This is a genomic window from Myxococcus vastator, assembly GCF_010894475.1.
Lineage (GTDB): Bacteria > Myxococcota > Myxococcia > Myxococcales > Myxococcaceae > Myxococcus > Myxococcus vastator.
In genome coordinates this window covers 1-18,848 of record NZ_JAAIYB010000123.1, presented here as the reverse complement: position 1 = coordinate 18,848, position 18,848 = coordinate 1, and the positions used below count along the sequence as shown (strand labels likewise).

The 18,848-nt window shown below is 68.5% G+C and carries 16 protein-coding genes and 2 tRNA genes; 3 read left to right on the top strand and 15 right to left on the bottom strand.

The features are described from left to right. Together G4D87_RS14735 and G4D87_RS14730 are read left to right on the top strand one after the other, a co-directional pair. The coding region (locus G4D87_RS14735; protein WP_163782698.1) for an RsmE family RNA methyltransferase at positions 1 to 529 on the top strand (529 nt) is incomplete at its 5' end. Between the two features lie 31 nt (positions 530 to 560). Then, complete coding sequence (locus tag G4D87_RS14730; protein WP_176411113.1) at positions 561 to 2,099, top strand: aminopeptidase P family protein; 1,539 nt, start codon at positions 561 to 563, stop codon at positions 2,097 to 2,099. Positions 2,100 to 2,103: 4 nt separating this feature from the next. On the opposite strand, the gene G4D87_RS14725 is transcribed toward G4D87_RS14730, so the two are convergent. The 15 genes from G4D87_RS14725 to G4D87_RS14655 all read right to left on the bottom strand — a co-directional run bounded on the left by G4D87_RS14725 (position 2,104) and on the right by G4D87_RS14655 (position 17,642). After that, positions 2,104 to 3,483, bottom strand: coding sequence for a DUF2914 domain-containing protein (locus G4D87_RS14725; protein WP_163782696.1), 1,380 nt, complete (start codon positions 3,481 to 3,483; stop codon positions 2,104 to 2,106). A 90-nt stretch (positions 3,484 to 3,573) separates the two neighbouring features. Then, the gene (gene grxD / locus G4D87_RS14720; protein WP_163782695.1) at positions 3,574 to 3,894 is read right to left on the bottom strand and encodes a Grx4 family monothiol glutaredoxin; all 321 of its coding nucleotides are present in this window, start codon (positions 3,892 to 3,894) and stop codon (positions 3,574 to 3,576) included. A 14-nt stretch (positions 3,895 to 3,908) separates the two neighbouring features. Next, complete coding sequence (locus G4D87_RS14715) at positions 3,909 to 4,166, bottom strand: BolA family protein (protein ID WP_163782694.1); 258 nt, start codon at positions 4,164 to 4,166, stop codon at positions 3,909 to 3,911. Beyond that, positions 4,166 to 4,711, bottom strand: coding sequence for a YqgE/AlgH family protein (locus tag G4D87_RS14710; protein WP_163782693.1), 546 nt, complete (start codon positions 4,709 to 4,711; stop codon positions 4,166 to 4,168). Before G4D87_RS14710 ends, G4D87_RS14715 begins: the two co-directional genes overlap by 1 nt. A gap of 70 nt (positions 4,712 to 4,781) precedes the next feature. Further along, entirely contained in the window at positions 4,782 to 5,243 is a 462-nt protein-coding gene (locus G4D87_RS14705) for a response regulator (RefSeq protein WP_163782692.1), read from the bottom strand. A 69-nt stretch (positions 5,244 to 5,312) separates the two neighbouring features. Then, positions 5,313 to 6,125: an ABC transporter permease subunit gene (locus tag G4D87_RS14700; RefSeq protein WP_163782691.1), complete on the bottom strand. Its 813-nt coding sequence runs from the start codon at positions 6,123 to 6,125 to the stop codon at positions 5,313 to 5,315. Then, positions 6,122 to 7,006 (bottom strand): ABC transporter permease subunit, encoded by an 885-nt coding sequence (locus G4D87_RS14695; RefSeq protein ID WP_163782690.1) that lies wholly within the window; start codon positions 7,004 to 7,006, stop codon positions 6,122 to 6,124. Before G4D87_RS14695 ends, G4D87_RS14700 begins: the two co-directional genes overlap by 4 nt. Beyond that, a complete protein-coding gene (locus tag G4D87_RS14690; RefSeq protein WP_163782700.1) occupies positions 7,003 to 8,709 on the bottom strand; it encodes a peptide ABC transporter substrate-binding protein in 1,707 nt (568 codons plus the stop codon). Before G4D87_RS14690 ends, G4D87_RS14695 begins: the two co-directional genes overlap by 4 nt. 137 nt (positions 8,710 to 8,846) lie before the next feature. Continuing rightward, positions 8,847 to 11,294, bottom strand: coding sequence for an endopeptidase La (gene lon / locus G4D87_RS14685; protein WP_163782689.1), 2,448 nt, complete (start codon positions 11,292 to 11,294; stop codon positions 8,847 to 8,849). 198 nt (positions 11,295 to 11,492) lie between these two features. Continuing rightward, positions 11,493 to 13,658 carry a prolyl oligopeptidase family serine peptidase gene (locus tag G4D87_RS14680; protein WP_163782699.1) on the bottom strand — a complete coding sequence of 722 codons (2,166 nt, stop codon included), beginning with the start codon at positions 13,656 to 13,658 and terminating at the stop codon, positions 11,493 to 11,495. Between the two features lie 197 nt (positions 13,659 to 13,855). After that, positions 13,856 to 15,139 (bottom strand): ATP-dependent Clp protease ATP-binding subunit ClpX, encoded by a 1,284-nt coding sequence (clpX, locus tag G4D87_RS14675; RefSeq protein ID WP_163782688.1) that lies wholly within the window; start codon positions 15,137 to 15,139, stop codon positions 13,856 to 13,858. Positions 15,140 to 15,356: 217 nt separating this feature from the next. Continuing rightward, complete coding sequence (gene clpP, locus G4D87_RS14670) at positions 15,357 to 15,977, bottom strand: ATP-dependent Clp endopeptidase proteolytic subunit ClpP (RefSeq protein ID WP_163782687.1); 621 nt, start codon at positions 15,975 to 15,977, stop codon at positions 15,357 to 15,359. A 21-nt stretch (positions 15,978 to 15,998) separates the two neighbouring features. After that, the gene (gene tig / locus G4D87_RS14665; protein ID WP_163782686.1) at positions 15,999 to 17,276 is read right to left on the bottom strand and encodes a trigger factor; all 1,278 of its coding nucleotides are present in this window, start codon (positions 17,274 to 17,276) and stop codon (positions 15,999 to 16,001) included. A gap of 106 nt (positions 17,277 to 17,382) precedes the next feature. After that, positions 17,383 to 17,464 (bottom strand) — tRNA-Leu (locus G4D87_RS14660). A 105-nt stretch (positions 17,465 to 17,569) separates the two neighbouring features. Then, positions 17,570 to 17,642, bottom strand: a tRNA-Lys gene (locus G4D87_RS14655). A gap of 385 nt (positions 17,643 to 18,027) precedes the next feature. Between G4D87_RS14655 and bet the strand changes: the two genes are divergently transcribed. Continuing rightward, positions 18,028 to 18,848 (top strand): phage recombination protein Bet (bet, locus tag G4D87_RS14650; RefSeq protein ID WP_205507584.1); only part of this gene is annotated, 821 nt, incomplete at its 3' end.

The following is an 18,848-nucleotide window of genomic DNA, read 5'->3' as shown; positions in this document are numbered from 1 at the left end:
GCTGCTGGCCATCCCCCGCCCCAAGGCGCTGAAGAAGGTGCTGCCCGCGGTGGCGTCACTGGGCGTGGACCGCATCGTCCTGGTCAACGCGGCGCGCGTGGAGAAGAGCTACTTCGACTCCAAGGTGTTGGACGCCGCCTTCGTCCGCGAGCTGCTCCTCCAGGGACTGGAGCAGGCCCGGGACACGCAACTCCCAGAGGTCCTGGTCCGCGAGCGCTTCCGCCCCTTCGTCGAAGACGAGCTCGACGCCGTCTTCGGCCTCCAGTCGCTCCGCCTGCTCCCCCACCCGCCCGCAGAGCAGCCGCTCCGGGCGCTGGGCGTGGGTCTGGCCCAGCGCGTCGTACTGGCCATTGGCCCGGACGGCGGCTGGGTGCCCTTCGAAGCCGACCTCCTGGAGGCCCACGGCTTCCGCCCCTTTTCGTTGGGGCCCCGCATTCTCCGCGTGGAGACGGCCGTGCCCGTCCTGCTGGGGCAGGTGGCGCTTCTCCGGGAGGACACTGCGGCGTCTTCCGTGACAACTCGGACTTGAAGGCCCGGCGTGGCCGGGTGAAGAGTTGTCCATGGCCACGAACCGTTCTTCCGCCGCCGCTGAGCCCGCCCTGGGCGAGCAACAGCCGATTGTCACCTCCGAGGAGCAGGCGCCCGCGAAGCCCGCCACGCACGACACGGTGCCGCCGCCGGCCCTGCTCGACTTCATGATGAAGTCGTGGAAGCCGCGCTCGAAGAAGCTGCCCCCGAAAATCAAGCAGGCGGACGCCTTCAAGGCCCGCCGCCGCGCGCTCTCCAAGCTGTTCCCCGGTGAGACGCTCATCATCCCCACCGGCCACGAGAAGGTGCGCGCCAACGACACCAACTTCCGCTTCCGGCCGGGCAGCGACTTCTACTACCTCACCGGCAACCTGGAGCCGGACTGCGTCCTCGTCCTCCAGCCCAAGGAGAAGGGCGGCCACACCGACGTGCTCTTCGTGGAACCCAACCCGGGCCGCACCGACGCCACGTTCTTCACCGACCGCGTGAAGGGAGAGCTGTGGGAAGGCCCTCGCCTGGGCGTGAAGGAGAGCCAGGCGCGCTACGGCGTGGACCAGGCCCGGGGCCTCAACGAGCTGCCGGACTTCCTCTCCGGACTCGGCGGCGCGGCGAGTCGTCCCACGCGCCTGCTGCGCGGCCTGTCCCCCAAGGTGGACGGCGCCGTGGCGGAGCCGGGTGAGAAGGGCAAGGACAAGGGGCTGGCCCAGGCGCTGTCGGAGATGCGGCTGCTCAAGGACGCGCAGGAGCTGAAGGAGCTCCAGACGTCCATCGACTCCACGCAGCGCGGCTTCGAGGACGTCATCCGCGGCCTGAAGACGGCGAAGACGGAGCGCTACGTGGAGGGCATCTTCAACCTCCGCGCCCGCGTGGAGGGCAACGACGTGGGCTACCGCACCATCGCCGCCTCCGGCGCCCATGCGTGCATCCTGCACTGGCACCACAATGACGGGCCGCTCGTCCCCGGAGACCTGCTGCTGCTGGACGCGGGCGTGGAGGGCCAGACGCTCTACACCGCGGACATCACCCGCACGCTGCCCATCTCCGGGAAGTTCTCCAAGGAGCAGCGTGAAATCTACGAGCTGGTGCTGGAGGCCCAGGACGCGGCCTTCGCCGCGGTGAAGCCGGGCAACGACTTCATGGAGCCCAACCGCGCGGCCATGCGCGTGCTGGCACAGGGCCTGGAGGCCCTGGGCATCCTCGAGGACGCCGAGGAGGCGCTCAAGGACGAGCACCAGTTCTACAAGCGCTACTCGCTCCACAACGTCAGCCACATGCTGGGCCTGGACGTGCACGACTGCGCCCAGGCGCGGCAGGAGGCCTACAAGTACGGGAAGCTCCAGGCGGGCATGGTGCTGACGGTGGAGCCCGGCCTCTACTTCCAGACGGACGACCTCACGGTGCCCAAGCGCTACCGCGGCATCGGCGTGCGCATCGAGGACGACGTCGTCGTCACCGCGCGCGGCTGCAAGGTCCTCTCCGCCGACATCCCTCGCAAGGCGAAGGACGTGGAGGCGTGGATGAAGTCCCTCTGGGCGGCGGACAAGGCCGCTCGGAAGGGCAAGAAGAAGTAAGGCGCTACTTCGGCTTCGCCGCCGCGGACGCGGCCCGCTCCTGCCACTCCGCGTGAGGCAGGGGCTTCACGTCCTTGAGCGTGGACACGGCGACGTCGAAGACGCGGGGCCCGGGGTTCGCATCCGGCCCCGCGGTGAAGTTGAGGCGGTGGATTTCGTGCCCGTCCTCCGTCTCCAGCACCACGCGCCACGCGCCGGGCTTCAGGTTGGACGTCGTCGCGTAGTAGCGATAGCCGCCGTCCGTGCCGTTGCTGCTGACGGTGGCCATGAAGCCGTTGCCGTACGTCGTCCAGCCCTTCTGCGGGTCATCGAAGTACCAGCGCACGCGGACCTTGTACGACTGGAAGTGCTTCGGCGCGAAGATGCGGAAGAAGTAGTAGGGCTTGTCTCCCGGCTGCATCAGGAAGTCCGGCCCGCCCCACGTCCACGGCTTGTACCAGGCGCCGGAGTCTACCGAGGACAGGTGGTAGACGCCCGGGCTCACCCGCTCCACCTGGTGGTAGATGCCCGCGAACTGCACGGCCACCGGCAGCGGCGGAATCACGCCCACCAGGTACAGCCCCAGCAGCGCGGCCTGCACGCCGAAGCCGGGGATGGCCACGTTGCGCAGCAGGTACCGGCTGTCCGGCCGCCAGCGCCGGATGAGGCGCATCACCCCGAAGATGCTCGCGCAGCCCACGGCGACAGCCAGCAGGAAGACCCAGAAGCCCATGCGCCCCAGCACCACCGGGAGCAGGCAGACGAAGTACATCGTCACGCACAGGCTGAGCAGCACCATGCGCATGAGGGGGCCCAGCTTGCGGAACAGCGGCAGCTCGTTGGCCGCCAGCAGGGCGAAGAGGCCCACCACGAACAGGTAGGGCAGCGCGCCCGACGTGCTCTTGAAGAGCAGCAGCATGAACGCGCTGAGCAGACTTCCGAAGAGGAAGTGGATGCCGTCCTCGCGCCAGCGCCAGACCTTCTGAAGGAACTTCGGCGGCTCCACGCCGTCCGGGTAGCGCTGCTCCAGCAGCAGCAGCCCCGTCAGGACGAGCAGGTAGCCGAAGTTCTGCGCCAGCGTCAGCGTGTCATCGATGCGGCTGATGGTGAGGACGTCGTAGATGAAGCCGCCGAAGAAGAAGACGGCCATCTCCCACTTCTCATGGCGGGCGCGGAACTGCTGCACCTTGTCCATGAGGGTGGGCGTCTTCGCCGTGTCGACCAGGTCATCCGGGTCCACCACCACGCCCGGCGCCTGGGCCGGCGACACGGTGTCCGTCAGGGGGACGGCGGCGTTGCGCTCTGCGGCGGGGACGTTCGCCTCGACGGCGGGGCCCGCGGTGGGCACCTCGGCGGAGGCTTCGTCCGGATTCTCGGGGGCATTCTGACGGGTAGCAGTGACCACGGCGGTTCCTCGGGGCAGCGGCCTCCCATCCTAGCCGCAGCGAGGGGAGTCGGTCTCCCCCTCGCCCGTCACGCCCCGAGGCCCCGTCCGCTAGGCCGGGCTCTTGCCCGCGACCAGGTCGGCCAGCTCACCGCGCTCGGCCAGCTCCATGAGGATGTCGGAGCCGCCGACGAACTGCCCGTTGATGAAAATCTGGGGGATGGTGGGCCAGTTGGTGAGGTCCTTGATGCCCTGGCGAATCTCCGGGTCGGCGAGCACGTCCACCGTGTGGACCTCACCCAGGGGCTGCAGCAGCTGCAGCGCCCGCGCGGAGAAGCCGCACTGGGGGAAGAGCGCGTTGCCCTTCATGAAGAGGACAATCTTGTGGGACCGGGTCTCCTGCTCCAACCGGGCCTTGAGTTCAGGCGTCATGGGTACCGCTCCTTCTAGCGAGTCCCGAGCTTCTGCCACTGCTCGGGAGAATAGGTTTTTAGCGCGAGCGCATGCAGCTCGCCGCTCTTCAGCCACGGCTGCAGGGGCGCGTACACGAGCTGGTGCTGCTGCACCATCGCTTTCCCAGCGAAATCAGGGCTCACCACCCGGGCCTCGTAGTGGTCTCCCGTCCCGGTGTAGTCCCGCACCTCCACCTCGGAGCCCGGCAGGGCCTCCAGGATGCGGGCCCGGATGAATTCGGCGTCGAGCATCAGTTCATTCCCCTTCCCATCACCAGCATGGCGGGGTCCACCCCCATGCCTCGCAGCGTCGTGTCCCACAGCTTTGAAGGCTCCTGCCCGAGCACCGCCTCCGCGGAGGCCTCGGTGAAGAGCCAGGAGCCAGCGGCAATCTCGCTCTCCAACTGGCGCGGCCCCCAGCCGGCATACCCCAGGCAGAAGCGCAGGCGCGGGTTCGGATTCGTCAGCAGCGGGCCCAGCGCGTCCAGCGTCACGCTCAGGAACAGGCCGGGCAGCACCGAGTGCTTCTCCCGCTGCTCCGTGTCGTCGTGGAGGACGAAGCCCCGCTGGGGCTCCACCGGGCCGCCCAGGTAGACGGAGTACTCCTTCCGCCCGGCGGCGATGCCCAGGTTCTGCCCGCGCGCCAGCTCACCGAGCGTCAAGGGGGCCGCCCGGTTGATGACGAGCCCCATGGAGCCCGTCTCCGAGTGCTCCAGCATCAAGACGACCGAGCGATAGAAGTTCGGGTCGCCGAGCTGGGGCATGGCCAGCAGCAAGCCAGGAGCAAGGTTCTTCACCCCAGGAGCATCAACCGTTCACGCCGATGGCGCAACCGGAACCCGCCCCGGCGCCCCTGTCCAGAGGGCCTCAGTGCCAGCTCGTGTGCCTGGACCGGAGGGCCTCTGCCAGCCGCTCGGGGTCCAGGGGCTTGCCGATGAAGAGGTCCGCGCCCAGGCCCTTGCACTTGCGCGCCATGGCCCCGTCGCTCATGGCGCTGACGCCGATGAGGACGGACTGGGGGAAGCGCTCGCGCAGCCGCGACATCAGCGTGGCGCCGCTGCGGCCGGGCAGGAAGACATCGACGATGGCGGCGTCCATGCGCTTGTTGCGCACGGCGAACTCCGCCTCCTCGGCGCTGCCCACGGGCAAGGGCTCGTAGCCCCAGCCCGCCAGCATCTCCACCAGGATTTCGCGGTGGGCAGGGTCATCCTCGACGACGAGCACCGCGCCGCGCGCGGGCTCCAGCTTGAGCAAGTCCGAGCGCTCCTCGCGCTCGCGGGTGTCGAGTTCGGTGGAGGTGGCAAGCTCTTCGCTAGGCGTCAGGGACATGGAGGCACCGATGTGGGCAAAAGGTTTCCGTGTGAGGAGAACCCCTCCCCCAACGTTGGGAATTCCACTTCAGGACGCCCGGCGAGGTGCCCCAGAGAGTGCCTGGGAAGCGAGCGAGGCACCGAGCACCAGCAGCACGAGCAGCGCCCAGGCGGGCAGCACCACCCGGCCGCCGCCCTCGTAGATGAGGGCCGCGTAGCTGGTGCCCAGGTAGCGGCCCAGGGACATGGGCTCCATCCGGGCGATGCCGAAGAAGCTCACGGTGGACTCGGTGAGGATGGCCGCGGGGAGCCGCGACAGGAACACCGCCAGCGCGAAGGGCCGGAGCGCGGGCCACAGGTGGACGCGCAGCAGGTGCAGCCCCCCACCGCCGAGCGCCCGGGACGCGGCCACGTACTCCTGTGATTCGAGCGTCGCCAGGCGGTTGCGGAACATGCGCGCGGGTCCGGCCCAGCCCACCAGGGCCAGCGAGGCGACCATCAGCCCGAAGGGGCCCAGACCGCCGCCCGCGCCCGCGTCGGAGAGCGACTGCCCCGCGAGCTGGAGCACCATCACCACCAGCACGTCCGGCAGTGCGAAGACGGCGTCCACGGCGCGCAGCAGCGTCTGCTCCACCGCGCCACCGGACAGCCGCGCCACGGCGGCCACGGCGAGGCCTAGAAACGTGGAGAGCGCGCCCGCCGCGAGCCCCACCGCGAGGGAGACCCAGAGTCCACCAAAGGCGAGCTCGCACACGGTGCGGTCCGGGCGCGTGGGGTCCATGCCCAGCGGGCAGGTGCTGGCCAGGGCCTCCGGGAAGAGCCGCCCCGCCACGAGGCTGAGCAGGCCCAGTCCCACGAGGAGCGCCAGGCCGACGCGGGCGCGCAGGGGGACGCGGCTCATGCCGAGGCCTCCCGGGAGCGCGGGTCCACGGCGTAGCGCAGCACCTCCACCGCGAGGCTCACGACGACGAGCAGCGTCGCGAAGGTGGTGGTGGCGACGACGACGACGGCCACCTGCTTGTTGAGCACGGCGAGGACGTAGAGCTGGCCGAAGTACGGCAGGCCCAGGACGCGCTCCGCCGCGAAGGACCCGGCGAGCAGCGACGTGGCCACCGGCCCCACCGCGTCCAGCATCGCGGGCCACACGTTGGGCAGGACATGGCGGCGTAGCACCGCGGCGCGCGACAGGCCCTTGCCCAGCGCGGTGCGCACGTAGTCGCGCGACAGCTCCGTCTCCAGCGCGTCACCCACCAGCGTGCCCAGGAAGATGCCGGGCCAGAGGGACGTCACCAGCGCCGCGCACAGCTCGGGCAGCAGGTGTCCACGCTCGACGACGCCGGGCGCGAGCAGCAGCGCGGGGATGAAGACGGGCGTGCCGAACGCCACGGCGGGCACCACGTCACCGAGCGCGGCCCAGCGTCCCTTGCGCCACCCTGTCCGCAGCAGCGCGAAGCCCAGGGCCCACGTCAGCGCGAGCGGCAGCGCCATCAAGCCCACGCCCACGCTGCCGGACAGCTTCGTCAGCAGCTCATCGCCGGTGATGCCCTGGGCGCTCGTGCCCAGGCGCTCGCCGCGAAGGAGCTTCTCCCACGGGCGCAGGAAGCCCAGCGGCTCGCCGATGCCCAAGTCCCTCTGGTACGAGGCCGCGAGCTCACGCGACACCTGCCGCTTCGCGTCCGTCTCCGTGGTCAGCGGAAGCGAGGCCATGAGGAAGTACGACGCCACGGCCACGACGGGCACCAGGACGACCTGCCGCACCAGTCGCCGGGCGATGGCCCTCACGGCGACGACCCCGCCCGGGACGCATCCGCCGCCGGCCCCAGGCGCAGCGCGCGCAGCGCCAGGAAGTTGAAGGGGTCCACGTCCAACCCGCGCAGCCGCGCGCGCGCGCGGTAGTAACGGTCCGGGTGGTACAGGGGCGCAATCACCGCCTGCTCCCCCACCAGCACCTCCTGCGCCTGGACATACGACGCACGGGCGCTCGCCTCGTCCGGCGCGCCGTCCCCCGCCTCCAGCAGCCGCTCGAAGCGCGCCATGGGCTCGCCGCCCGCCTGCGTCTCCCAGCCCGTCTGGTGATTGCCCTCACGCTCGAACAACGTGAAGAACGTGTTCGGGTGCGCGTAATCCGCCCCCAGGCGCCGCAGGTACAAATCATACGTGCGAGCCCCCTGCGCGGAGCGCCGGGCAATCTCCGCCGAGAAATCCGAGCGCGCCTCCAGCACCACCCGCACGCCCACGCGCGCCAGCTGCGCGGCCAGCCGCTCCGCGATGGCCACCTCGGGCACGAAGCCATCCCCGGAGCGGTAGACGAGCCGCAACGGCCGCTCCAGCCCCGCCACACCCGCCAGCTCCGCCCGAGCCTGCTCCGGCGCATAGGTCGGCAGCCGCGCGGCCTGCTCCGCCGTCGCGGCCCCAGGAAGCTCCGGCGGCAGCAACACATGAGACGGCCGCGCCTCGGGCAGCAGCCCCGTCAGCAGCGCCTCGCGGTCCAACGCCCGAGCCAGCGCGCGCCGCACCTCGGGCCTGTCCAGCGGCGCCTTCTCCGTGTTGAAGGCCAGGAAGTACGTGGACAGCAGCGGCTCGCGGCGCAGGTCGTCCGGCCGGTGGATGCGCAGCGCCGCGGCGCTGTCCACGAAGACGAAGTCCACCCGCTCCCGCTCGTACAGCGCCGGGCCAATCTCCGACTTCAGCAGGGTGATGACCGGGACGGGCGTCTCCCCTTCCGCCAGCGGCGGCGGGAAGGCCGAGGCCGGGTTGAGGACCAGCCGCACCCGCTCCCCCGCGCGGTCCCACCGCTCGACGCGGTAAGGCCCCAGCGCCAGGGGCCGGCCATTTCGCGGACGGTCGAAGTAGTCCCGGACCTCCTCGTCCGACTTCCCCTCCAGGTCCGCCGAGGGCGCCGGATAGAACAGGTACACGTTGGCCACGCGCGCCAGGAAGTAGCTGCGCGGCCGCGCCAGCGTCACCCGCAGCGTGTGCGCGTCCACGGCCTCCACGCCCACGCGCTCCAGCGCGGCGTGAACCTCGGCCTCCGGCGCGCCCCGCTCCTGGAGCGCCAGCGCATGGGAGGCCCCCTCCAGGTCCGCCATCTCTCCGCGCTCGCGGCCCTGCAGCGCGCGCCGCCAGCCCACGACGAAGTCACGCGCCACCAGCGGTGCGCCATTGGACCAGCGAACGTCCCGCCGCAGGTGGAAGGTATAGACGTCCCGCCCCTGCCCATCCGTGACGCGCGCCCACCGCTCGGCCAGCCCTGGCTCCACGCCGTGGTCCGACCCCAGCCGCGTGAGCCCGCGCTGCGTGACCAGCATCACCGGGTAGTTCGCCCAGCTGTCCGGGTCCGAGTGACTCCAATCCAGCGTGGTGGGCATGGCCGGCACCACCACCTTCACGCCGGGCTCTGGCTGGAAGCCACACGGCCCACACGACGCGGCCCACACGGCCAGCAGGTACCACCACCACCGGAGTCGAGCGCGCGGAGCCACCAGGGCCCCTTCTACCCCGAAGCGCCATGCGCTCGAAAAGGAGAAGCCAGGAACCCGGCGACCTTGGTCGTCCGGCGTCCTGGCTTCTCTTCAGCTCAGCCCGGCGGGCGCGGAGGCCCATCGGGTGCTGTCTGTCTCCGCTAGGCCGGGGCCACGGCCGGCGACGACGGCAGCTCGGCGCCCAGCTTGCCGCCATCCGTCGTCGGCTTGCGGCCGAACTCCTCCGGCCGCTCCAACACCAGCGCCTCGCGCAGCACGTCGTCCACGAACTCCACCGGGACGATGCGCAGCTGCTTGCGAATCTTCAGCGGGATGTCCTTCAGGTCCTTCTTGTTGGCCTTCGGGATGAGGACCGTCTTGATGCCCGCCCGGTGCGCGGCCAGCGTCTTCTCCTTCAGGCCGCCAATGGGGAGCACCCGTCCACGCAGGGTGATTTCACCCGTCATCGCCACGTCGCGGCGGATGAGCACGCGGGTGAGCGCGCTCACCAGGGCGGTGCAGATGGTGACGCCGGCGGACGGACCGTCCTTCGGAATCGCGCCCTCCGGCAGGTGGACGTGGATGTCGTAGTTCTCGAACGCCTTGCGGTCGATGCCGAAGCGCTCGGCGCGGCTGCGCACGTAGGACATGGCCGCCTGCGCGGACTCCTGCATCACCTCGCCCAGCTTGCCGGTGATGATGAGCTTGCCCTTGCCCGGCATCACCGTGGCCTCGGTGGTGAGGATTTCGCCACCCAGCTCCGTCCAGGCGAGGCCCGTGACGATGCCCACCTGGTCCTCGCTCTCCGCCACGCCGTAGCGGTAGCGGGGCGTGCCCAGGAACTTCATGGCCATCTTCCGGTCCACCTCGATGTCCCGCTTGCCGTTCTTCAGCACGTCGCGGGCAATCTTGCGGAACACGCCACCAATCTCACGCTCGAGCGAGCGCACGCCCGACTCCCGCGTGTAGCGGTGGATGATGGTCCGCAGCGCCGGGTCGGAGATGTCCACCTTGAGGTCCGCCAGCCCGTTGGCCTCCTGCTCCTTCGGGATGAGGTAGCGCCGGGCGATGGAGAGCTTCTCCGGCTCGGTGTACCCCGCGATGCGAATCACCTCCATGCGGTCCTGCAGCGGACCGGGGATGTTGTGCATCGTGTTCGCGGTGCAGATGAACATCACCTTGGACAAGTCGTAGTCCAGGTCCAGGTAGTGGTCGTTGAAGTTGTGGTTCTGCTCGGGGTCCAGCACCTCCAGCAGCGCCGCGCTCGGGTCGCCACGGAAGTCCGTGGACATCTTGTCGATTTCGTCGAGCAGGAAGACGGGGTTGTTGCTGCCCGCCTTCTTCAGCGACTGGATGAGCTTGCCCGGCATCGCGCCGATGTACGTGCGGCGGTGGCCCCGAATCTCCGCCTCGTCCCGCACGCCGCCCAGCGACAGGCGCACGAACTTGCGGCCGGTGGCCCGGGCGATGGAGCGCGCCAGCGACGTCTTGCCCACGCCCGGCGGCCCGACGAAGCACAGCACGGGGCCCTTGAGCTTCTTCACCAGCTGCTGCACGGCCAGGTACTCGAGGATGCGCTCCTTCGGCTTCTTCAAGCCGTAGTGGTCCTCGTTGAGCACCGTCTCCGCCTCGGTGACGTCCAGGCGGTCCTGCGTCTCGTCGTACCAGGGGAGGCTGATGATCCAGTCGATGTAGTTGCGGACGACGGTGGCCTCGGCGCTCATCGGGCTCATCATCCGGAGCTTCTTCAGCTCCTTCTTGACCTTGAGCGTGGCCTCCTTGCTCATCCGCTTGTTCTTCAGCTTCTCTTCGATCTCCTGGATTTCGTTCTTGAACTCGTCGCGCTCACCCAGCTCCTTCTGAATGGCCTGCATCTGCTCATTCAGGTAGTACTCCTTCTGGGTCTTCTCCATCTGCTTCTTGACGCGCGTGCGGATCTTCTTCTCCACCTGGAGAATCTCGATCTCCCCCTGCATCAGCTCGTAGAGCTTCTCCAGGCGCTTGGCCGGGGACTCCGTCTCGAGCAGGGCCTGCTTGTCGTTCAGCTTCAGGGAGAGGTGCGCGACGATGGTGTCGGCGAGCCGCGCCGGGTCGTCGATGCTGGCCACCTGCATCAGCATCTCAGGCGGAATGCGCTTGTTGAGCTTGACGAAGGCCTCGAAGACGGAGTGGACGCTGCGAACGAGCGCCTCCAGCTCCACCGTCTTCTCCGTCTGCTCCTCCACCTCTTCCACCTCGACCATGAAGAAGGCGTCGTTGGGGTGGAACTTCTTCACCTTGGCGCGGCGCACGCCTTCCACCAGCACCTTGACCGTGCCGTCGGGCAGCGGGAGGAGCTGGATGACATGGCCCAGCGTACCGAAGTGAAAGATGTCGTCGGGGGTGGGGTCGTTCGTCTTGGCCTTCTTCTGCGCGGCCAGCAGGATGACGGCCTTGTCGTCCGGCCCCTTGTGCGCCATCGCGTCCTTCAACGCAGCGATGGACTTCTCCCGGCCGACGAACAACGGCACCACCATGTGCGGGAACACGATGATGTCCCGAAGGGGCAAGAGCGGGACCGTCAGACCCCGCTTCTGGGCTTCCTTCTTGTCGTCACGTCCGAAGAACATGTATCCGCCACCTGCGGGCCGTCGGAGTTGCAGGCCCCTGGAAGAGTTGCCCGTCTGCTCGCTCGCCGAGCATTCGTACGGGATGCAGCAGTTCTATAACACGGCGATTCGCGGCGCCGTTCCCCGGCTCAAGATTGGGGAACGGCGCCGTGCCATCAAGGGAACATCCGAGGCTCCCTCGGGCGTCCGCTTGGGGTGTCAGCGGCCCTGCGCCGCCACCCCACCCTGTGCCCCCTGGACCTCCAGGGCATGGAACAGGAACGAATACAGGTCCACGCTGGACTCAATGGCCTTGGCCACCTGGTCCGCGCCGCCGTGGCCCGCGTTGGCTTCGATGCGCAGCAGCGTCGGCGCCGGGTTTCCGGGCGCGTTCTGCACCGCCGCCACGAACTTGCGGGCGTGCATGGGGTCCACCCGGTCGTCGTGGTCCGCCGCCATCATCAGCAGCGCGGGGTAGCGCACGTCCGGGCGCACGTGGTGGTAGGGCGAGTAGGCGTGCAGCGTCTTGAAGTCCTCGGGCTTCTCCGCCGTGCCGTACTCCGGAATCCAGGTCCGGCCGCTGCCGAAGAGGTGGTAGCGCACCATGTCCAGCAGGGGCACCGCGCACACCACCGCGCCGTACAGCTCCGGCCGCTGCGTCATGGCCGCGCCCACCAGCAGGCCGCCGTTGCTGCCGCCGTAGATGGCCAGCCGCTTGGGCTGCGTGTACTTCGCCTGGACCAGGTGCTCGGCCGCCGCGTGGAAGTCGTCGAAGACGTTCTGCTTCTTGTCCAGGCGGCCGGCGTCATGCCACGCCTTGCCGTACTCGCCGCCGCCGCGCAGGTTGGCCACCGCGTACACGCCGCCCGCGTCCAGCCAGGGCAGGATGCTCGAGCGGAAGTTGGCCTCCATGTTCACGTTGAAGCCGCCGTAGCCGTAGAGCAGCGTGGGCGCGTTGCCGTCACGCTTCAGGTCCTTGCGGTGCACCACGAACATGGGCACCTTCGTCCCGTCCTTGGACGCATAGAAGACCTGCTCGACCTGGTACTGCTCCGGGTCCATGGGCACGTCCACCTTGGCCCACAGCTCCGACTTCCCGGTGCTGACGGACGTCTTGTAGATTTGACGGGGCGTGGTGAAGGACGTGAAGACGTAATAGGCGTCATCCAGGTCCTCCAGGCCCACCAGGTTGGACGCCGCGCCCACGCCCGGCAGTTGCACCGTGCGCACCGGCTGGCCCTTCAGTGTGGCCACGCGCACCTCGGACGTGGCGTCCTTGAGGTACTCCAGCGCCAGGTGCCCGCCGACGATGTTGGCGGACAGCAGGGACGCGGACGGGTCCTCGGGGACGATTTCCTTCCACGACGCGCGGGCCGGCTTCGCCGGGTCCACCTCGAAGACGCGCTGGCGCGGGGCGCCCTCGTCGGTGAGGACGTAGAAGCGGTCCTTCCAGGCGTGCACCTCGTACTTGGCGCCCACGCCCTTCACCAGCAGGCGGAAGTCCTTCTCGCCCGGCCGCTTCCAGTAGACGTCGTTCTCGCTCCAGCCGCGGAGGATGTAGACGAACAGGTACTTGCCGTCGCGGCTCAGGTCGCTCTGGAGAAACGTCGTCGGGTCGCCGGTGCGCTCGTGCACCACGGCGTCCTTCGACGGGTCCGTGCCCAGCGCGTGGTAGCGGATGGTGGTGTAGCCGGGGCGCTCGTCCACCTTGATGGACGGGTCCGTGGGCAGCCACTCGTAATAGAAGCCCTTGTTGTCGGGCGTCCACTTGGGCGTGGCGTACTTGCCGCCCTCGATGACGTCCACCTTGGACCACTCGCCGGAGTCCACGTCGATGACGTGCAGCACCGCCTCATCCGCGGCGTTGGGCTTCTGGGCGAAGGCCACCTTCTTGCCGTCCCAGGACGCGGCCCACGTCCCCAGGGACACGGTGCCGTCCTTGCTCCAGCCGTTCGGATCCAACAGCACCTTCTCCTGCCCGCTCTCCCCCTGGCGCCAGTAGAGGATGGCCTTCTCCTTGTCCTTGTGGGTGCGGACGTAGAAGAAGCGCCCGTTGCGGCGCGACGGAGTGGAGACGGAGTCGGTGTAGAACAGCTCCGTGAAGCGCTTGTGCAGCGCGTCGCGGCCGGGGAACTTCGCCAGGGCCTCGCGGGCGTGCGCGTCCTGCGTCGCCATCCACGCCTGGACCTCGGGGGCCTTCTCGTCCTCCAGCCACCGGTACGGGTCCGCCACCTGGACGCCGTGCAACGTGTCGACAACCTGCTCTGCCCGGGTCGCCGGGTGTGACATGCGGGGAGACTCCTCAGGGACGGGGGCCGCGGAGGCTGCCGCGGGCAGCTCATCACGCGCGGCCTCCTTCTGGGAGGCACACGCCGCGAGCGACATCAGGGCGGGAACGAGCAGCTTTCTCATGGGCCCAGCACATACAGAAAGGCCCCCGGCCGTCCCACAAAAAGTGTGGCGGGGCCAACGCAGCCTGGCCCCTCCCCTGACGAAAGGGGCGCGCCCGGACCCCATCTGGTGGCTCCGTGACGCGCCCCGTCAATCAGACGACACCGAGGCCCCGGACAGGGGCCCAGGCGTCAGGCGGATTCCTTCTTCGGCTCCGCGGCTTCCTTGTCCGGCTGCGCGTGCAGCACCACCGGCTCGCTCTTCTTGAGAATCACTTCCTCGGAGATGAGCACCTCGCGGGCCGTCTTGCGGGACGGGATTTCGTACATCACGTCCAGCATGGCCGACTCCAGGATGGAGCGCAGGCCACGGGCGCCCGCCTTGCGGCGGATGGCCTCGTTGGCGATGGCCTTGAGGGCGCCGTCGGTGAACTTCAGCGTCACGCCGTCCAGCTCGAAGAGCTTGCGGTACTGCTTGGTGAGCGCGTTCTTCGGCTGGTTGAGGATGTTGATGAGGGCGGCCTCGTCCAGCTCCTCCAGCGCGGTGATGATGGGCAGGCGGCCGATGAACTCCGGAATCATGCCGAACTTCAGCAGGTCCTCCGGCTCCACGTGCTTGAGCAGCTCCGTGAGGCTGCGTTGCTTCTTGGACTGCACCTCCGCGCCAAAGCCCAGGCTGCGACCGCCCATGCGCCGCTCAATCACCTGGTCCAGCCCGCCGAAGGCGCCGCCGCAGATGAAGAGGATGTTGGTGGTGTCCACCTGCAGGAACTCCTGCTGCGGGTGCTTGCGGCCCCCCTTGGGCGGGACGTTGGCCACCGTGCCTTCGATGAGCTTGAGCAGCGCCTGCTGAACGCCCTCGCCGCTGACGTCGCGGGTGATGGAGGGGTTCTCCGACTTGCGCGCGATCTTGTCGATTTCGTCGATGTAGACGATGCCGCGCTGGGCCCGCTCGATGTCGTGGTCGGCGGCCTGCAGCAGGTTGACGATGATGTTCTCCACGTCCTCGCCCACGTAGCCGGCCTCGGTGAGGCACGTCGCGTCGGCGATGGTGAAGGGCACGTTGAGGATGCGCGCCAGCGTCTGCGCCAGCAGCGTCTTGCCGCTACCGGTGGGCCCCAGCAGGAGGATGTTGCTCTTCTGGAGCTCCACGTCCTCCATCGCGACCTTGGACTCGATGCGCTTGTAGTGGTTGTGCACGGCGACGGAGAGCGTCTTCTTCGCCCGCTCCTGACCAATCACGTACTCGTCCAGCACCGCCTTGATTTCGGAGGGCCGAGGAATGCGCAGCTTGGTGTCCTTCGTCTCCTCGCGGTCAATCTCCTCCGCGATGATGTCGTTGCACAGCCCGATGCACTCGTCGCAGATGTAGACCGTTGGCCCCGCGATGAGCTTCTTGACCTCCTTCTGTGACTTTCCACAGAAAGAGCAGCAGAGGGTCTGGTTGTCTCGCTTCTCCACGTTCTTGCCCGCCATTTCGTCCCTCGCTGCGCCTGAAAGGCCCCCGACCCCGAACTCCACCCCGTTCCTGGCTCGGAACCAATCTAGTCAGCCCCCGTCCGGAACGTCCACGCGCCTTCCGGGTACTTAACAGGGCCTGTGCCGTGACGCAGAAAGCAGAAAGCCGGAGTCGCGGGGGCGCATTCCCGCGGCTCCGGCTGCCAACCGAGGCCCCGAAGCCTCGGCAATCCGCCTACTTCTTCTCTTCCTTGCCCAGTCCCACGACCTTCCGGGGGTTCTGGATTTCATCGATGATGCCGTAGGCCTTCGCCTCGGACGCGCCCATGAAGTAGTCGCGGTCCGTGTCCTTCTCGACACGCTCGATGGACTGCCCGGTGTGCTTGACGATGAGCTCGTTGAGCTTCGCCTTCATCCGGAGGATTTCCTTCGCCTGGATTTCAATGTCCGTTGCCTGACCGCGCACACCGCCCAGCGGCTGGTGAATCATGATGCGGCTGGACGGCAGGGCGTAGCGCTTGCCCTTGGCACCGGCGAGCAGGAGGACGGCCCCCATGGAGGCCGCCTGCCCGACGCAGATGGTGGACACCGGACACTTCACGTACTGCATGGTGTCGTAGATGGCGAGGCCCGCCGTCACCGAACCACCCGGCGAGTTGACGTAGAGGTTGATGTCCTTGTCCGGGTCTTCCGACTCCAGGAACAGCAGCTGGGCGACGATGACGTTGGCCACGTCATCGTCGATCTCCGTGCCCAGCATCACGATGCGGTCCTTCAGGAGCCGGCTGTAGATGTCGTACGAGCGCTCACCCCGGTGGGTCTGCTCGATGACGTAGGGAACGGGCATGAAGGGCATGTCGACCTCGGTGAGGGAACCTTACGAATACTTCGCCCGGCTCCTCAGGAATTCAATCGTCTTTTCCTCCCGGAGTCGGAGAGACAACCCGAGCCGCTCGTCGGCGCCCTTGAAGTACTTCTGCACCGTGGCCACCGGCTGGCCCGCCTCGTTGGCGAGCTGCTCGATGCGGGCGTCCACGTCCGCGTCGGAGGCCTGGATGCCCTCCTTCTGAGCGATGGCCTCGAAGAGCAGCGTGCCCTTCACTTCCTGGAGGGCCTTCTCACGCATGTCCTCGCGCAGACGGTTGAAGTCCAGGTTGAGCTGGCGGGGGTCCACGCCGGAGCGCTGGAGCTGCTGCAGCGCGCCGCGCAGCATGGAGTCCATGGCCCGCTCCACCATGGCGCGGGGCACGTCGAAGGTGTTGCGCTCCAGCAGCGCCTTCACCAGCGCCTCGCGCTCCTCGCCCTCCACCTGGGACTTGCGCGCCTTCTCCATGTCCTCGCGGAGCCTGGTGCGCAGCTCGTCCATGGACTGGGCGACGCCCGTCTGCTTGGCGAAGTCGTCGTTCAGCTCGGGGACGATTTCCTTCTGCACGCCCTTGAGCGTGACGTGGAAGCGCGCCGTCTTTCCGCGCACCTCCTCCACCTGGTACTCCTGCGGGAAGGCGTAGTCGATGTCCTTGGACTCGCCGACCTTCACGCCCTCCAGGGCGGCCATCTTGGACTCCACCAGCTCACCGGGCTGTACCTGCACGGTGATGCCCTCCGCCTTGCTGCCGGTGAAGGGCTGGCCGTCCACGGTGGCGTCGAAGTCCACGGTGGCGTAGTCGCCGGAGGCGGCGGTGTCGCGGTCGGTGACGGGCTCCAGCCGGGCCTGCGACTGGCGCATGCGCTCCAGCTGCTCGTTCACCTGCTCGTCGGTGACGGCGGTGTCGGACTTCGTCAGCGGCAGCTCGACGTAGTCCTTGGCCTCCACCTTGGGCTTCACCTCGACGCGGGCCTCGAAGGTGAACGGGGTGTTGGCCTTGAGGCCGGAGTTGGTCACCTGCGGCGTGGCGACGACCTCCACGTTGTGCTCGCGGATGGCCTCCACGTACGCGCTCTGCACCACGCGCTGGATGACCTCGTCCTCCACCTGGTCACGGAACCGCTGCTCCAGGATGCGGCGAGGCACCTTGCCCTGACGGAACCCCGGCAGCCGCACCTGGCGGCCCAGGTTGGAGTACGCGCGGGTCAGCTCCTCCGCCACGCGGGCATCGTCGACCTCGATGGAGAGCTTCTTCTCAATGGGAGAAAGCTCTTCGACCTGGACCTTCATGCGGGCCTCGCTCGCCACCGCCGCCGGACAATCAGTCGTTTCGGGCGGTGCCGGAAAAGTGGGACGTGCGCCTTTAGGGGATAGGCACGAACGGGTCAACGCGAAATGGGCGAGGAGGGACTCGAACCCTCACACCTTGCGGTACCAGATCCTAAGTCTGGCGCGTCTACCAGTTTCGCCACCCGCCCGGGTTGCGTCGTCGTGCGCTGCACCGTCTTACCGTGAAACGTCCACGGGACGGCAGAGGGCCGGAAAAACAAAAAGGCCCCTCCATTTCTGGAGGGGCCTCGCAGTGAGAGCGGAGGGAATCGAACCCACAACCTATGGATTAAGAGTCCATTGCTCTGCCAATTGAGCTACGCTCCCGGCACTGCCCCGGTTCGCCGCCTGCGCTGCGCGACGTCCAGGTGGCGGCGGTAACTACAGAACGCCGCTGGCTGTGTCAAAACGTTTTTTCGCGCCCCCCTTCATTCCTGTCCGTGGCGATCTGTCTCCGGTGATTTCTGGAGGCGGTGCTGGTCCGCATGCCCATCAACCGGGCCCGGCACGCGACGCGGACATGTGAAGCGAGCCTCCCGCTCCGATGTTCAACATGGCCGTAGCGCGCTGTTCGTCCCCGCCTGGCGGGGCGGCGAGCGTGTGACGGCCCGCGGTCAGTCCCCTCGAGCGCACCGAGCACCCCGCGGCAACCATGCGGGCGGACGGAGGTCGTCCGCCCTTTTCGCGCAGGACGTAGCAGGAGAAGACAGAGATGGAAGCCAACCCCCAGCAGAAGGCGGAAGGAACGGCGAGCGGCCACGGAGGCCAGCACGCAGGGTGGACGCGGGAGCGCGTGGAGCTCGTGAAGCGGACCATCTGCCCTCGCGGCATCAGCGAGGACGAGTTCGCCCTCTTCATCGAGCAGTGCAAGCGCAGCGGCCTGGACCCGCTCCTCAAGGAGGCCTTCTGCGTGGCACGCCGGCAGAACGCCGGCAACCGCGAGCGGCCCAACTGGGTCACGAAGTACGAGTTCCAGCCCTCCGAGGCTGGCATGCTCGCGCGCGCCGAGCGCTTCCCGGACTTCAAGGGCATCCAGGCGAGCGCGGTGTTCGCCGAGGACGACATCGTGGTGGACCAGGGTCGAGGCGAGGTGGTGCACCGCTTCAACCCCGCCAAGCGCAAGGGCGCGCTGGTGGGTGCCTGGTCGCGTGTGGTGCGCGAGGACAAGCTGCCGGTGGTGGTGTGGTTGGACTTCGGCGGCTACGTCCAGCAGACGCCGCTGTGGTCCAAGATTCCCACCACCATGATTGAGAAGTGCGCCCGCGTGGCCGCCCTGCGCAAGGCGTACCCGGAGGCCTTCGGAGGACTCTACGTGCGCGAAGAGATGCCCGCCGAGGACTACGAGTCGCACGCGGAGGAGCATGGCAGCGGCCCCTACGAGGTGCTGGGCGCCAGGCCCGGCCCCCTCAAGGCGTCGTTCTCGCCGCTGCCGGCCCAGGAGCCGCGCGCGTCCCAGGCCGCCGCGGCCCAGTTGGACATCGACGTGCCGCTCCAGCCCAAGCGTCCCCGCGAGTCCCCCCTGGAGGCGGAGGC